The organism is Leeuwenhoekiella obamensis, from assembly GCF_055391795.1.
The window spans coordinates 1,197,818-1,214,041 of sequence record NZ_AP029251.1; the positions used below are offsets into that span (position 1 = coordinate 1,197,818).

Annotated in this window: 11 protein-coding genes; 6 read left to right on the forward strand and 5 right to left on the reverse strand. The window is 38.5% G+C overall.

Annotated elements, in window-relative coordinates; translation table 11 throughout:
• Positions 1 to 65: 65 nt before the first annotated feature.
• Positions 66 to 2,750, forward strand: coding sequence for an alpha-L-rhamnosidase (locus tag ACZ5L8_RS05345; protein WP_464440251.1), 2,685 nt, complete (start codon positions 66 to 68; stop codon positions 2,748 to 2,750).
• Between the two features lie 66 nt (positions 2,751 to 2,816).
• Positions 2,817 to 3,170: a DUF202 domain-containing protein gene (locus ACZ5L8_RS05350; protein WP_464440252.1), complete on the forward strand. Its 354-nt coding sequence runs from the start codon at positions 2,817 to 2,819 to the stop codon at positions 3,168 to 3,170.
• Positions 3,171 to 3,255: 85 nt separating this feature from the next.
• On the opposite strand, the gene ACZ5L8_RS05355 is transcribed toward ACZ5L8_RS05350, so the two are convergent.
• The 3 genes from ACZ5L8_RS05355 to ACZ5L8_RS05365 all read right to left on the reverse strand — a co-directional run bounded on the left by ACZ5L8_RS05355 (position 3,256) and on the right by ACZ5L8_RS05365 (position 5,622).
• The gene (locus ACZ5L8_RS05355; RefSeq protein ID WP_464440253.1) at positions 3,256 to 3,837 is read right to left on the reverse strand and encodes a TlpA family protein disulfide reductase; all 582 of its coding nucleotides are present in this window, start codon (positions 3,835 to 3,837) and stop codon (positions 3,256 to 3,258) included.
• Between the two features lie 91 nt (positions 3,838 to 3,928).
• On the reverse strand, positions 3,929 to 4,405 hold the full coding sequence (locus tag ACZ5L8_RS05360) for a monoheme cytochrome C (protein WP_464440254.1): 477 nt from the start codon (positions 4,403 to 4,405) through the stop codon (positions 3,929 to 3,931).
• Positions 4,402 to 5,622 carry a sulfite oxidase gene (locus ACZ5L8_RS05365; protein WP_464440255.1) on the reverse strand — a complete coding sequence of 407 codons (1,221 nt, stop codon included), beginning with the start codon at positions 5,620 to 5,622 and terminating at the stop codon, positions 4,402 to 4,404. The genes ACZ5L8_RS05360 and ACZ5L8_RS05365 overlap by 4 nt, the downstream gene beginning before the upstream one ends.
• A gap of 96 nt (positions 5,623 to 5,718) precedes the next feature.
• Here ACZ5L8_RS05365 and ACZ5L8_RS05370 point away from each other — a divergent pair, with 96 nt between their 5' ends.
• From ACZ5L8_RS05370 to ACZ5L8_RS05380, 3 genes are all read left to right on the forward strand, one after another.
• The gene (locus ACZ5L8_RS05370) at positions 5,719 to 7,245 is read left to right on the forward strand and encodes a glycoside hydrolase family 43 protein (protein WP_464440256.1); all 1,527 of its coding nucleotides are present in this window, start codon (positions 5,719 to 5,721) and stop codon (positions 7,243 to 7,245) included.
• A gap of 64 nt (positions 7,246 to 7,309) precedes the next feature.
• A complete protein-coding gene (locus ACZ5L8_RS05375) occupies positions 7,310 to 9,475 on the forward strand; it encodes an AAA family ATPase (protein WP_464440257.1) in 2,166 nt (721 codons plus the stop codon).
• 12 nt (positions 9,476 to 9,487) lie between these two features.
• Complete coding sequence (locus tag ACZ5L8_RS05380; RefSeq protein ID WP_464440258.1) at positions 9,488 to 11,053, forward strand: M81 family metallopeptidase; 1,566 nt, start codon at positions 9,488 to 9,490, stop codon at positions 11,051 to 11,053.
• 85 nt (positions 11,054 to 11,138) lie between these two features.
• Here ACZ5L8_RS05380 and ACZ5L8_RS05385 read toward each other — a convergent pair whose 3' ends face one another.
• On the reverse strand, positions 11,139 to 12,506 hold the full coding sequence (locus ACZ5L8_RS05385; protein ID WP_464440259.1) for a hypothetical protein: 1,368 nt from the start codon (positions 12,504 to 12,506) through the stop codon (positions 11,139 to 11,141).
• A 21-nt stretch (positions 12,507 to 12,527) separates the two neighbouring features.
• The gene (locus ACZ5L8_RS05390) at positions 12,528 to 14,936 is read right to left on the reverse strand and encodes a TonB-dependent receptor (RefSeq protein ID WP_464440260.1); all 2,409 of its coding nucleotides are present in this window, start codon (positions 14,934 to 14,936) and stop codon (positions 12,528 to 12,530) included.
• Positions 14,937 to 15,420: 484 nt separating this feature from the next.
• On the opposite strand from ACZ5L8_RS05390, the gene ACZ5L8_RS05395 reads away from it, so the two are divergent.
• The gene (locus ACZ5L8_RS05395) at positions 15,421 to 16,221 is read left to right on the forward strand and encodes a GLPGLI family protein (RefSeq protein WP_464440261.1); all 801 of its coding nucleotides are present in this window, start codon (positions 15,421 to 15,423) and stop codon (positions 16,219 to 16,221) included.
• Positions 16,222 to 16,224: the final 3 nt, after the last annotated feature.

Below are 16,224 nucleotides of genomic sequence, written 5' to 3' on the forward strand. Positions count from 1 at the left end.
AGGCGTTAAACGTTTTACTCTTTATGATGTATCTTTAACACTTTTCGATCAAAAAGGTAAATTCCATGAAGATTCATCATCTTATTCTGCTGTTAATTGCTGTCTCAATCTTTCCTATTTCTTGTGAAAATCCGCCAGAAATAGAAGTTTATGACCTTAAAACAGAGTATCTAGAGAATCCTATTGGCTTAGATACAAAAGAGCCTCGATTTACATTTAGGATCAATTCCGGCGACAGCCAGATACAACAGAGCGCTTTTCATATTTATGTAGACAAAGATTCTGCTGCCGTGGCAAATGAGACCGCAAAAACATGGAATATGATGGAGTCTTCTTCTCGCAATCTTGTGGTTTTTGATGGCGAACCATTAGAACCGTTCACAAAATATTATTGGGGCGTCAAGGTTAAAGTCGCTTCCGCGGAAAGCAAAATGAAGATCGCTTCTTTTGAAACCGGAATGATGCAGGAGAAAAATTGGGATGGCAAATGGATCACTGATGTGAATGATGTAAACCTGAAGCCTGCGCCCTATTTTAGAAGAGAAATCAAAACCGAAAAACAAGTGATTAAAGCTCGTGCCTATATCACAGCTGCAGGACTTTATGAATTCTACTTAAACGGTAAAAAAGTAGGCAATCATCGCCTTGATCCTATTTACACACGTTTTGACCGCCGGAATTTGTATGTCACATATGATGTAACAAGTCAATTTCAAGAAAAAGATATCGCTATGGGAGTTTTGCTGGGCAACGGCTGGTACAATCATCAATCTACGGCTGTATGGAATTTTGACAAAGCAGGATGGCGTGCAAGACCTCGTTTTTGCATGAATATCAAGTTAGATTATAGCGATGGAACTTCAGAAACGATAAGCACAGACGATTCTTGGAAAACAGCCTTGAGTCCGGTAATTTTCAATAGTATTTACACCGCCGAACATTATGATGCCACTAAAGAAATCAAAGGTTGGGATTCTCCCGGTTTTGATGACACAGATTGGCAAAATGCAATTACCGTGAATGCTCCTTCTAAAAATATAACCGCACAGGCCATGGTTCCCATTCGCAATGTTGAGGAAATTGAGCCGGTAAACATGGAGAAGTTTAGCGATAAGAAATATCTGTTTGATCTGGGTAAGAATATTTCTGGGGTTTCTAAGCTTACGCTAAAAGGTGAAAAAGGTTCTCGCGTTTGGGTAACACATGCTGAAAGACTGGACAGCACAGGCAATATCGACCTTTCAAACATTGATGTGCATTATCGTCCTAAAGACACGCTAGATCCTTTTCAAACCGATATTTACACGCTAAGCGGAAATGAAGAAACCTTTATGCCAAAATTCAACTACAAAGGTTTTCAATATGTGGAGGTGAAAAGTGAAAAACCTATTGCGCTTACGCAGAAAAGCCTGAAAGGTGAATTCATGCATAGCGATGTTGAACCTATCGGGAAGATCAATTCGTCTAACGAAATCTTGAACAAGATCTGGAGCGCAACTAATGCTGCTTATCTTTCTAATCTTTTTGGATATCCTACCGATTGTCCGCAGCGTGAAAAAAACGGCTGGACGGGCGATGCTCACATTAACGTAGAAACCGGACTTTATAATTTTGATGCCATTACCGTTTATGAAAAATGGATGGCAGATCATTGCGATGAGCAAAAGCCTAACGGTGTGCTTCCTTCTATAATTCCTACTTGGGGCGGCTGGGGTTATGATTGGGGCAACGGGCCAGACTGGACGAGTACGATTGCTATCATTCCATGGGAATTATACCAGTTTTATGGCGACGACCGAACGCTTCATAAGATGTACAAACCCTTAAAAAAATATGTTGACCATATCACGGCCATTAGCTATGATGGCGGTTTGACAGATTTGGGATTGGGCGATTGGGTTCCGGTGGCAGATGTAACGCCTAAAGAACTTACCTCCTCGATTTACTACTATGTGGACGCAAGCATTTTGGCGAAAGCCGCAAAACATTTTGACAATCAAAAGGATTTTGAAAAATACTCCGCGCTTGCCGAAAACATCAAAACTGCGATAAACAAAAAATACCTTAATACCGAAACAGGTATCTACGGCAGCGGGTTTCAAACAGAACTCAGCGCGCCATTATATTGGGGCATTGTTCCTGAGGATCTTAAGCAAAAAGTAGCCGACAACCTTGCAAAACGCGTTGCCGAAGACGATTATCATCTTAATGTGGGATTACTGGGTACAAAATCTATTCTTGGCGCTTTAAGCGAAAATAACCACGCTGACGTAGCTTATAGAATCGCTACGCAAGACACCTATCCTTCATGGGGCTGGTGGATCAAGAATGGTGCGACCACGCTTTATGAGAATTGGGATATTGATTCTAAGAGCGACATCTCGCTTAATCATATTATGTTTGGCGCTGTGGGCGCTTGGATGTACAAAGGTCTTGGCGGGATTTTACCAGATGAGAGCAAACCTGGTTTCAAGAATGTTATCTTAAAACCGAATATTGTTGCGGGTCTGGATAATTTCACTGCACAGCATACTGGCCCTTATGGCAAGATCACTTCTTCTTGGGAAAAGAATGGCAACCGAACAAAATATACCTGCGAAATCCCACCAAACAGCACAGCGACCGTTATTTTAATGGGTAAAGATGTGCGCTTGGTTGATGGTAAAAGCACATCTGCTCATGATGATTGGTCACAAGGTTTTGTTTATAATTTAAGTTCTGGAAAATACGTTTTTGAGATAACTGAATGAAAATATTAACCTTATAAAAAATTAAAAGCGCTTAATACAACGAGCGCTTTTCTTATTTTTGGTTTGATGGGCAGATTCACAAAAAGAAAAAACAGAGACGCCAGCAAAGCTACCAGGCAACGTAGACTGTCAGACCGTTTAGCGCTAGACAGAACACGCCTTGCTAATGAGCGCACGTTCTTGGCGTATTTTAGAACCTTTATTGTGTTGATGAGTTCCGGATTTGCAATCATTAAGCTCGATCTGCTTATCGAAATCAAAGAGATAGGTTTTGTGCTCGTTGGCATCGCTCCTATCATTTTTATCATCGGTCTTGTGCGTATCATCAAGATCAAGCGCGAATTAAAGAAACTATACTGGCTTGAGGAAGACGACGATGTTTTGACAAAACCTTCTGAGCCTGAACAATCTTCTCAGTAGCCTTTCGGCGAAATTTAAACATGAACGATCCCGCAATAGTTGTGGGATTTTTTAATGCTTTTTTCTTTTCGCTGCAGCGAAAAAATCACATCAACGATCTTAAAAACTCCTTGAATTTAGCATTATCATAATCTGCCATACCCGTATGTTTAAGCACAGCTTTACCGCTTTTATCAAAAACAAAAGTAGATGGCAAACTACCCGTACTTAAGATTCCTGATGGGTTTTCTAATGGTTGAAAAATAGGGAAATCATAGTCTTTTCTGGCTTTGAAATCTTGGGCTGTTTTGAAATCTTCATTAAAAGCAACTAGCACAAAAACCACGTCATCTCCTATTTCTTCATAAACGTTTTGAATACCTGGCATTTCTGCGACACACGGCGGGCACCACGTTGCCCAGAAATTCAAGAAAACGATCTTACCTTCTAGATCTTGCAGATTTACGGTTTGGGCGTTTTCGTCGCGCATTTTAAAATTCACGTCCTCGAGATAAACAGCTTCGTCCTTCTCAGAAGTAATTGTCTGCTCAATATCAGGCTTTATGATGCCGGTAAATAGAAGTCCACGTTGAAAGAATCCCAAAACTTCCACGTGTAATCCCGTGACATAAAGGATAATGACCACCGCAATAAACGATAGGTTTTTGATGAGCTTTTTCCTTTTCATAGATTATAATAGGTTTTGGCTTTCGCCAAATTTCTAAAACCGTGAAATTAGAATTTGTCTCAAAAATAGAAGGTGACAAAGGTTACGCAGATCAATCTTCAAGTTCGTACCATTCAATGTCTTTAAGACTAGCCCTTCTTCCCTTACGCTCTGGCGGATAGTTGGTTACCAGATAATCAATGATCACTTGCTCATTTTCTCCCAGATCCCAAAGATTCTGTGATTCTTGCATCCAGTCTATTGTCGCAGCCCATCGCTCAGCGGTCATGCGGTTTTGCATCACTAGTTTTGCCGAATGGCAATTGGTACAATTATTCACCACCGCCTTAAGACCTTCAGCATTTTTTAAACCCGTGGGAACGTGTATGCCGTCAACGATATCTTTTTCTTCGATCTGTATGAATCCTTCAGTAGAATATTCTTCTCCTTGCGTTTCGACATCGGAGTCCTTTTCGCTGAAAAGCATAAAAGCGATCACCGCATTGACAACAAGAATTCCTATAGCGATCCAAATGCTTTTTCTAAGAGATCCCGACTTCCACATCCACCGTTTGTCTTTTTGCATCATTTTACTTTTATCGCGATTCTGTGGCTTGCATTATTGAGGTATCCTTTAGGATTCCAGCCGGGTAAAACCATGGGCTGACTCACGCCATTACTGTCTGTAGCGCGAGCCCAGACTTCATAATAGCCTTCTTTTGGGAATTTTATAGTAGCCGAAAAATGTTGCCAAGCTAGTCGGTTTGCGGGTTTCTCAAGTGTACACGTTTTCCAAGTGGAGCCAAAATCAATAGAATATTCAATTTTGCTGACTTCTAGTTCTCCTGCCCACGCGTGACCTCTAATGTTTAGGCTTTCGCCAAAATCTATCATCGCGCCGCTCTTAGGATACGTGATCAGCGACTTTACCGGCATAGATTCAATGATGCACATATCTTCGTCTGCGACCTTTTCGCCTGGAGCGACCGTTTTGCAAGGCACGCGATAAGAAGATCCGGTCATTTTTGCACCGTCATGAATAATATTCCTGATGCTTATACCATTGATCCACTTCCCTGAAGCCGAAGCTGGCCAGCCACCAGCGATCAAACGCACAGGATAGCCATGCGCCAGCGGTATGTCTTCTCCGTTCATTTTAAAGGCAAGCAAAGTCTCTTCTTGAAACGCCTTTTGCATCGGCACGCCACGACTTATAGGCTCTTTTGTGGTATCGCCACTTAAGTGAAGATCTGCGGCGTGATAACCTATGTAAACAGCATCATCTTTTACACCCACATCACGTAAAACATCAGCAAGTCTAACGCCGGTCCATTCTGCACAAGACACAGCGCCTATCGTCCATTGATTACCTTTTGCAGGTGGGTCAAACTCACTTCTGCCGTTACCACCACACTCTAATGTAAGTTGATACGTGTATTGCTTAAACTTTGACTTTAACTCCTGAAGTGTGTATGTCTTTGGGTTAAGAATAGATTCTCCATCAAATTTTATCTGCCAATTTTCAGCATTAATTCCCTGCGGAATTAGACCATTGTTCCTGATGAACATATTCTTATTAGACGTCACTTTCTCATCAAGCAAGTGTGCTTTTGCCTCGATATTCCACGGACGATCATTGAGAACAGTCATTTCCGCATTAAGCGAAAACATTTTAAACGGATCTGGATCTTGCAGAGCAAGTGGTTTATAATCAGCGGGCATAAGGTTGCCAAAAACAATATCAGCACCGATGATGGTGGCAAAAGTTGTGAGAGAAGTTTTACGGACAAATTTGCGTCTATTCACAGAAAAATCGTTTTAGCTTGTGGGTTATGGTATAAAAGAAGTTAAATTTAAGCGATTATTCGCATAAAAATCACAAGATACAAACACTTAACATACATGAAGATTTTATACGCTTTAGGGTTTTGCATATTTCTATTAACACCCATTTTTAGCAGTGCACAAACACAAGTTGAACAGCAACAAGTAATTCCGGGAGAACTGCCAGATCCTTCTATCATTGAGGTTGACGGAACATATTATGCCACAGGAACTACTGGCGACTGGGCACCTATCTACCCTATTTACAAATCTACAGACCTTAAGAACTGGGAGTTGATAAGCGCTGTTTTTCAAGAAAAGCCAAAATGGACCATGGGCAGTTTCTGGGCTCCAGAATTGTATTATGACAACGGAACATTTTACTGCTATTACACCGCTCGCGGCACTGACGGAGTTTCTAAAGTGGGAGTAGCAACTACAAAGGATATCACCAAAGGTTTTAAAGACAAAGGCGTGATCATTGATTGGGGCGACGAAGCCATTGACGCCTATGTGTATAAAGAGAATAATACAACCTATATCACATGGAAGGCTTACGGTCTAACGCCAGATAAACCTATTACGATCTTAGGTGCAAAACTTTCAGATGATCTGCTGGAGTTGGATGGTGAAGAATTTACCGTTGTTACCGCAGAGGTTGATAACTGGGAGCGTGGCGGTATTGAAGGTCAGGCGATCGTGAAGCGTGGCGATTATCTGTATATGCTATATTCTGGTAACGCGTGTTGCGGTAAAGATTGTGATTATATGGTGGGTGTGGCTAGAGCCAAAAGTATGAAAGGACCATGGGTCAAGCATGAGCAAAACCCCATACTTGTGGGCAATGCAGACTGGAAGTGTCCGGGTCACGGTACTGCCGTACAAAAAGATAACAAGTGGTACTATTTATACCATGCGTATAATTCGAAAGGTTTTCCATCGTTAGGTCGTGCGGCGGTGCTTAGTGAGATCTATTGGGATGAGCAATCCGGTTGGCCTTATTTTAATGTAGAACAAAACCTAGTTGATGGTGAACGTTTAGAGAAAGATATTGAAGATGATTTTGGCGGAAGCCAACTCAAAAAACACTGGAAATATAACGTCAAGAACGGTGAATTTAAGACTAAAGTTAAAAACAGCACCCTCACACTTACTGAAAGTAAACCAGACGCTAAAAACCCAACAGGCGCCGTACTTTGTGTGATTCCCGACGACTCAGATTTTACATTTGCTACGCAAGTGGTGAATACAAATAGCGCGCTTAAAGGTTTGGTGCTGTACACTACAAAAGACAACAGCATCGGCCTGGGAACAAAAGACGACAAGATCATCTTATGGAAAGTGCAAGACGGGATGTTTATCGAGATGGACTCAAAACCGCTAAAAAACGCGAGCGCAATTTGGCTTAAAGCCAAAGTAACTAACTCTAGTGCGATATCATTTAGCTTCAGTACAGACGGCAGCAGTTATGAAGACCTCTATAGCGTAAATGGCGATAATCTTGCATGGTGGTCTTCTGGTATGAAGGTGGGCTTACAAATACGCAAAGACGGCGCCACCGGTGATGATGAAGGTGTTTTTGAGGAGTTTAGTGTGGAGTATTGATCTATGCCATTATACATAAGGAAATAGTTATATGGTTTTCTAAACTGAATAATTTATTAAATGCATGATTAAAAAAATATCCTTAGAAAGAGTAGCTAGCTACAAAACCTTGAAAGTTTTAGAGACAGACAGAAAAGCTAATCTAATTTATGGGTTGAATGGTACAGGAAAAAGTACAATTTCTAATTATCTCTACAATCAAGATGACCCGAAATATATCAATTGTTCCATAGAAGGGCTTAGTGATGAAAATGAAGTTTTAGTTTATAATCAAAAATTTATTCAGGAAAATTTCTATGAATCAGAAAATCAGAAAGGAATTTTCACCTTATCAAAGAGCAATCTGAACGCTGAACAGAAAATTCAAAATGCAAGAAATGAGATCAGGAAAACTCAAAATGTATTTGATCAGAATAAAAGAAATTTAGAAAATCTTTCAAAAGAAAAGAAGGATGCTTTAGATATAGCAAAGAAAAAAGTATGGGAAATAAAAACTGAATATACAGGTGGTGATAGAGTTTTTGAATTCTGCTTAGCTGGTTTAAAAGGAAACAGTTCTAAACTATTTGAACATATTATCCAAATTAGTAAATCAGAAACTAAACCGAGTAAAACTATTGAGGAAATAAAGAAAGAAATTCAGTCATTGACAGGTGAAGATGCAAAGAAATTAACTTACGTTCCTAAAATAAATTTTAAAGGTTTAAAGAATGAATTTGATGAGATATTATCTAAGGTAATTGTTGGGAGTGATAATAGTACAGTGGGAGAATTTATTACCAGATTAGGTAGTTCAGATTGGATTAAAACAGGTTTAAACTATTTGCCTGAAAATATAGAGATTAAGGAAAAATGTCCTTTCTGTCAAGAAGAAACAATAACAGAAGATTTGGTTGAAAAACTAAAGGGATATTTTGATGAATCTTACGAGAAAGATATTTCAAAATTACAAGAAATACAAAGTGAATATACTAATGCAGTTTCGTCAATTCCCTTATTATCACAATTTGAAGAGAATCCTAAACTAGAGGATTATAAAAAAGAGTTTAATGCTAAATACAAGGAATTAGAAGCTGTATTTTCTAAAAACAAAACACTTCTCGAAGACAAAATAGATTCTCCGAGCCAATCGATATTTTTAGACTCAACCTCAAGTATTATTACAGAAATAGATAAGATTATTGACAAAGTTAATGAAGCGACGAAAGAGCATAATGATAAAATTGATAATATCGATAAATCACTTGATGAGTTGAAATCACAATTTTGGAAAATTATGCGGTTGGAATATGATCAGACTATTTCTGCTTATTATTCAGCAAACCAAAAGTTATCGGACCAAATTGAAGTATACAACAAAACTGAAGAAGAACTATTAGGTTATTTAAAATCTCAAAATGAAATAATTGTTGATCAGCAGAAACTTACAGTGAATGTCGAAAAGGCGATTGAGAATATAAATAACGGTTTATTAGATCTAGGAATACAAGATTTCAAAATAGTAAGGCATTCTGAAAGTTTCTATAAGGTAGAAAGAAAGGATGGTAATAATGAAGTCTTCAAAAGCCTAAGTGAAGGTGAGAAAATGATAATTAGTTTTCTCTATTTCATTGAAATGTGCAGGGGTAAAAAAAGTGTAGACCAAGAAGATAAAAAGAAAATAATCGTAATCGATGATCCGATATCAAGTCTTTCCCACATATACATTTTTAATATTGGACGTTTAATACACGAAGAATTCCTAAGAAATGATAGATATGAGCAAATTTTCATATTAACTCATAGCTTATATTTTTTCTACGAATTAACCGACACCAATCACACTCGCAGAAAAGAAAATCAAAATTTGTTCAGGTTAATTAAAAATCATGATGGCAGTCAAATTCTTGAAATGAAGTATGAAGAAATTCAAAATGATTATCAATCCTATTGGCAGGTTGTCAAAGATGAACAGCAATCACCAGCACTTATTGCCAATTGTATGAGAAACATAATTGAATATTTCTTCAATTTTGTGGAGAAACGAGATTTAGGAACATTTTTCCAGAAACCTATTATGAAAGAGAATAGGTTTCAGTCTTTTAATAGATACATAAATAGAGAATCACATTCCCTAGGTCAAAACATATTTGATATTAAAGAGTTCGATTACAATGATTTCAAAGAGGCTTTTAGATTAGTATTTGTAGAAAACAAATACGAAGAACATTACAAAAGAATGATTGGATAAAAAATAAAGCAAATGAAAACTTCCACTCTCCTACTCCTACTCATTTCTCTAACGTTTTTTAGCTGTAAAGACAGCGCAAAACAAGAAGAAAAAAAAGATTTACCACGTATCGCTATTGCGGGTATTGGGATCGAGTCAAGCACATTTTCTCCTGCGCAAACAGAAGAAGCTGCGTTTCATGCGCGTATAGGTGATTCTATTTTTAATCGATATTCATTTTTTGATACTGATAGCGACATCAGGCAGCGTGCAGAGTGGATTCCTACATTGTTAGGTAAATCTATTCCTGGCGGAATTGTTACACGCGAAGCTTATGAAAGCATGGTTTCAAAAACCTTAAAAATGCTCGAAAAAGGCAAACCTTATGACGGTTTGTTCTTTGATATTCACGGTGCGATGAGCGTTGTAGGTATTGAGGATGCAGAGGGAGATTTGATCACACGCATTCGTGAAGTTGTAGGTCCAGATGTTTTGATCTCAACTTCTATGGACTTGCATGGTAATGTTTCAGAAACGCTGGCTAAAGAAAGTGATTTGATAACTTGTTACAGGATGGCGCCGCATGAAGATGCGCTAGAGTCTAAAGAGCGTTCTGTGCGTTTGTTGCTAGAACGTTTAGAAAACGGAAAAGGCAAACCCGCGTACAAAGCTTGGGTTCCTGTGCCCATTTTGCTTCCTGGAGAAAAAACCAGCACCCGCATTGAACCTGGTAAAAGTCTATATGCTAAAGTTCCTGAAGTTGCAGATCAAGAAGGTGTGATTGATGCTGCGATCTGGATAGGTTATGCTTGGGCAGATGAACCTAGAAATCATGCCGTGGTAATGGTTACTGGCGAGGATAAAGATAAGGTTACCGCTGGTGCGGAAAAGCTTGCGAACGCATTTTGGGATGTGCGCAATGAATTTGAATTTGTCGCTCCCGTAGGAACTTTAGAAGAAAGTTTACAACTGGCTTTAAAGAGCGAGAAAAAACCTTTCATGATCAGTGATATGGGTGATAATCCCACCGCTGGTGGCGCTGGCGATGTAACATGGACACTTCAAAAATTACTGAATCGCTCAGAATTTAAGTCGGATAATGGACCGTCATTGATCTATGCTTCAATTCCCGGACCAGACCTTATAGCAAAAGCCCTAGAAGCAGGCGAAGGCAATACCGTAACCGGAATGGTGGGTGCGGCGGTTGATGATCGTTATGCACCACCCTTAGCATTGACAGGTACAGTTGAAGCCATAAGAAAAGGAGATCGCGATGCAGAAGTTGAAGTGGTTGTAAAAGTAGGAAGTATTCATGTGATCGTGACAAAAATGCGTAAACCATATCACTACAAGAAAGATTTTACAGATCTAGGCCTTGACCCAACGCAAGCAGATATTGTAGTCGTTAAAATAGGCTATCTCGTACCAGAATTATATAACATGCGTGGCGACTGGATCATGGCATTAACGCCTGGCGGAGTAGATCAAGATCTTGAAAGATTAGGATACAAAAACATTAAACGTCCAATGTTTCCGCTGGATGCAGATATGGAAACACCAGATCTAAGCGCAAGATTGATCCCAGCATCAGATGAGTAAGATTTTGGCTGCAGCCAAAGAATAAAAAATAAAAAAAGGCTCTCAATAACTGAGAGCCTTTTCAATTGAAGGAAAACTAATTAAATTAGAATGCACCAATAAAGTGGCTGCCTTCTACATTAACAAGCTCGGCACCTTTAGTAACCTCGCCTGTAACCGTGTTAACTACATAGATATTTCCGTTTTGTCCCACAGGCGCCTGTGTAACATAGATCTCATCGCCATTTACCGCAAAACCTTGATACTGGAAAAGGTAGAAATCTGGATCATAAGGAATATCTGTTATTTTTTGAGCTGTCTTAGTATTAAGATCTACAAGTGCGAAGAATCCTTGAGCACCTGCAACACCTTCTGCAGAACCTGCATGACGATAAGCAAGAACCGCTTTACCGTTTGCTGCTGGTCTCCAAGCCAAGATATAAGCGTCATCTACACCTAGCGCATCGTCAAGATTGAATACGTAAGAATCATCATACTGATTGTTAGCACCGATCTTTAAGATGTGAGAACCTTGAGGATCACTTTGCCCTGCTTGATAAACACTTCCATTATATTCAAAAGCATTGATGCTACGGTAACCGTTTGTATTACCAATCCCCACACCAGATGTGATCACTACAGGATTAAGTAATGATGGATAATCAAGAACAATAGATTTAGCAGCAAGAAGTTCTGCATCTCTGTCGCGCTCTCCTGTTGCTGGGTCAACCTTGCTTAAACGTGCACCGATGTATAATTTGTCTCCGGCAGCGTTAAGCGTAGGCATATCAATTCTTGAGATATAATATCCTTGCGCTTCTTCTTCAGCAGTAAGTGGCACGCTATGCTCCTGAAATTCTATAATTTGAGAGTTTTGAAGATCTAACGTTACAATTCCCATTTTTGCCTCAGTGCGCTCATAGAAATCATCAGCCTCATCTTCAGGAGTTCCGTTATCATTAAATTGATTTTCTGTTGAAACATAAACAGCAGCACCTGTTTGATCTCCATCAAATAATTTGATCCATCTAGGTGCAGATCCTACGTAAGGCGCAATACTGATCTCAGATCCCGTTTGCACGAAATTCTGACCACCTTCTACAGTGTATTTTGTGTAATTTCCGCCGGTATCACCTGCATAGCTAATGTTAAAAATAGTATTACCATCTTCTGAAGCTTGTAAACGTGCTGTTCTGTTAGATGGTACGATAAAACCATTATCAAACGGCGCTATAGAAACTGAAGGATCTTTTGCATCTTCACTAGATAGTGAATAGATCAAAGTCCCGCCATTACCATCACCTGGATTATCACCCATTCTTGCTGCAGCAACTGTGATCCATCGTGAACTCTCATCTGGATCTGGATTTACAGGATCATCATTTACATCGTCGCTAGTACTACATGCGGTCATTAAACCGGCGGCAAGTGTGATATATGCAAATGCTCTAAAGTTTAAGAAAACTCTTTTCATTTTTAATTGATGTTTAAAAGATTAAAATTTATTTATTGAATAGTTAAGTTTCACATAGAATGCTCTTCCCGGTTTTTGCACAGAAAGATTATCATACACCGGTTTATCAAAGATGTTCTTGACATCAAAACTGAGTACGAATCTTTTGTTTGGGAAAAAGTAGCTTACGCCAAAATCCTGCGCCAACTGTTCTGGCACTTTAAAGAAGTCATCGCCCACCGTATTAGATCCTTGCGGTACCAGATAAGAAAACTCATCTGTGTAATACATGGTGTAAAAAAGATCGAGACGAGATTTCTTCTGTATTAGGTCTTTTAACGAATAACGCGCATTTGCATTCATCGTTAAGAAAGGGGTGTTAGGCACTGCTACTTCTGTACCTCGATTCTCGATCTTAAGATCAAATTTTGAAATATTGAAATTTACCGTCAGATTATTATCGTAGCTATAATTAAGTTGTGCGTCAAAGCCTTTAGATGTTCCGCTGCCTTGATTTACATAAACGATAAGCTCATCGTTTACATTAAGAGAGGTTTCAATAGGAAGACCTATTCTATCTTTAATATTTCGTGCAAACAGATTTGTTGAAACGGTAAATTGATGTTTTTTGAAATTAAATGCTCCTAGACGAAACCCTAGATTATAATTATTGCTCTGCTCTGGATTAATGCTTGAGTTTGCAACCACGTTATCACCATCATTTCCAAAAATTTCGGTTTCATTAGGTAAGCGTATCGCTTTTTCGGCGGAAGCCAAAATAAAAACCTCTGGAGTTAAACCGTATGAAGCAGCAAAACCATAACCATCAAATTCTTTATTACTGCTTACCACTTCGTCAACAATTACCCTATTCCCATTATCATCTGTTGCGATCGCAGGATCTTTGCTAATGGTTTTTTGTTGGTAATGTTTAGCAAACAAACTGGCTTTTAATCGATCTTGAAAAGCATCTAACTCATAGGTAAAAGACAAGATGTTCTTGCGTAGATCACGTGTTCCCACAAAAGTATTTTCAAGCAGAGGGCGAAGTTCATCGCTGTCCTCACGATCAATACCGCTATACACGTGGTTAAGGAGAAGTTTATGGTTTTCGCTTAAAGCGAAAGAAACTCCGGTGCGTATAGAAGCGACATTGCGATTTATATTTAAAAGCGTTGGGCCGCCTTCTTGCTGTGAACCCCAAGTGTATTGAAATTCATTTCCTCTAAAGTCTATGGCGCGTTCACCATTCCAACTGTACGCCCACGCCACTGTATCGCTTAGTTTGCGATTGCGCTTTCCGTAATACCCATTTATATTTACATCTAGACCTTTTGTAAAAAGATCTTTCTTCTGATAACTCAAATTCGCCAGCGCCACATCAGACTCATAAAATCTGCCTTTGTATGGAGTGATCGTCATAAATGCACCGTGTTGCACTTCTTTATAATCATCAGAACCGGTAAAACCTACGTAGAATTGATCTGCCCATTTCACGTCAGTATAACCTAGTTGAACGATACCGCCGGCTGATCTATAAGCATCATTAAATCTTCTTGCAGTGATAGGCGTTTGAACGCCGCCAAGACCGGTAACCACCACGCTCCTACCGCTTACTTTATAATCGTTATCAGAATAATTATAAAAACCAGAAGCCTTAACCGTAAAACCAGATTTGTCAACGCGGTAAAGTCCATTAACGCTTGCTTGCAATGTATTGAACGAACCGTAAGAAAGTGATGCGTTAAGGTTTGTTGATGAAGATTTATCTAGGACGATGTTGATTGCACCACCTAGCGCATCATCAGACAAGTGACCAGGAACCACACCTTTATAAACCTCGATCTGCTTGATCATAGAAGGCGGGATACTATTAAGATTAAAAGAAGAACCAAAAGTAGAAATAGGAATTCCATCAATAAAAATGCGCACCGCACTGCCCGAAAGTCCGTTGAGACTGTATTGCACTTGCGAACCAAGACCACCGTTTTGACGGATCTTCACTCCTACCGTTGTATTAAGAAGTTCGTTAGTTTGAATGTTTCTAGAGCTAGCTTCTTCAGTATTTACTACGCTTACCGCGAAACCCTCTTTTTCCATTTTCATTTTGATGCTTTCGCCCTTTAGCGTGACTGCATCAAGTTCATAATCCTTCTCATTCTTTAATTGAATGTTGTGCTGGGTGCTTTTATTATTGATAACAACTTGATCAAAATCGATGAAATCGCCGTGAATAATCTCTAGCGTATATGTGCCAGATTGAAGGTTTTGAAATGCGTAAAATCCTGAAGAATTGGATTGTGCAGCATCTGTAAAATCACCTTTAGATATTTTAACTACGGCATTTGTGGCTAAGAATCCATTAGCGTCGTAAATAGTACCGCTTAAAGTGTGCTGTGAAAATGCCGCTAATGGGAGAATAAATAAAAGAAAAAGTATAGTTTGCTTCATCAGTAATTATTGACATTGCAAAACTATGCTTATTTAGATTAAGTTCAAATAGAATCTGGAATAAATCTAAATAGATTTAATTTTATTTGTTTTTCAACGAATTAAATTAAAAATAATCGATTTAGTTATTGTGCTGTTTAAATAAATCGTGAGGTATCTTAAGACATTTATCGGTAATAACTCTTCTACTCCAACTAACACTGAAACATTTTATACGATCATATTCCAAGTTTCAAATTTTCCGATTTTGAAATAAGTTTAAATAAAAGTTTTATAACTATAAATAATTGTACTTTTAAAGAGAATGAAGGTTCGAATCATTCTAGTATGTACTAAACATTTTTGGTGTATAGATAATTATGAGGTAATTCCTTTTCGCTGAAAAGCATATCTATTTTAATATTGAGCTTACGCTAAACTGTTATTTAATAGTTCCCACTAATAGAATGTTTTAAAAACTGAATAATCAATAGCATTATAAATAATGAAAAAACTTTTACTCGCCATCATATTGCTTAGTTTAGGGAATTTGCAGGCTCAAGAATCTTATTCTTACAAAGCAACTTATAAGCTCCAGTATCAGGAAGATTCCACAGATGTAAATTCTATAAAATCTGAGATTGGCGTGCTTTATTTAAGTAAAGATCACTCGCGTTATTCTAGTTTGGGTAAAGCGGTAAAAGATTCTTTAGAGCATTTGCCTACTCCAGAAATGATGAGGATGGATGAGTATAATGCAATGACTGATTTTAAGTATTCTATCTATAAAGATTATAAGGAAAACAAACTTGTATTGGCTGAAAAGGTTTTTCAATACGAATTAAAATACAAGCAGGATTTAAAACAGATCAACTGGGAAATTCTGCCTGAAACCAAAGAAATTATAGGCTTTAAAGTTCAAAAAGCTACGGGAACCTTTGCAGGTAGGAATTACAATGCATGGTTTGCTTCAGAATTACCTTTTTTAGACGGACCATATAAGTTTAATGGCTTACCAGGTCTTATTTTAGAAATTTCAGATTTACAAAATCAGTATCACTTTACTTTAACGGGATTTCAGGAATTGCAAAAACCTGTTGATCAACTATTAAATCTTGAGAATTATAAGATGGTTTCTCAACAAGAGCTTGATCAGGTGAGAGATGATTATGATCGTGATCCCATTGGCACCATGCAAAAGGCCGGAATAAAATTTGGTTGGAGCGCAGAAGACGAAGCTAAACAGAAAAAAGAACTCGCTAAGAAATATAAAAAGAAAAATAATCCAATAGAAATTAAGCACTAACAT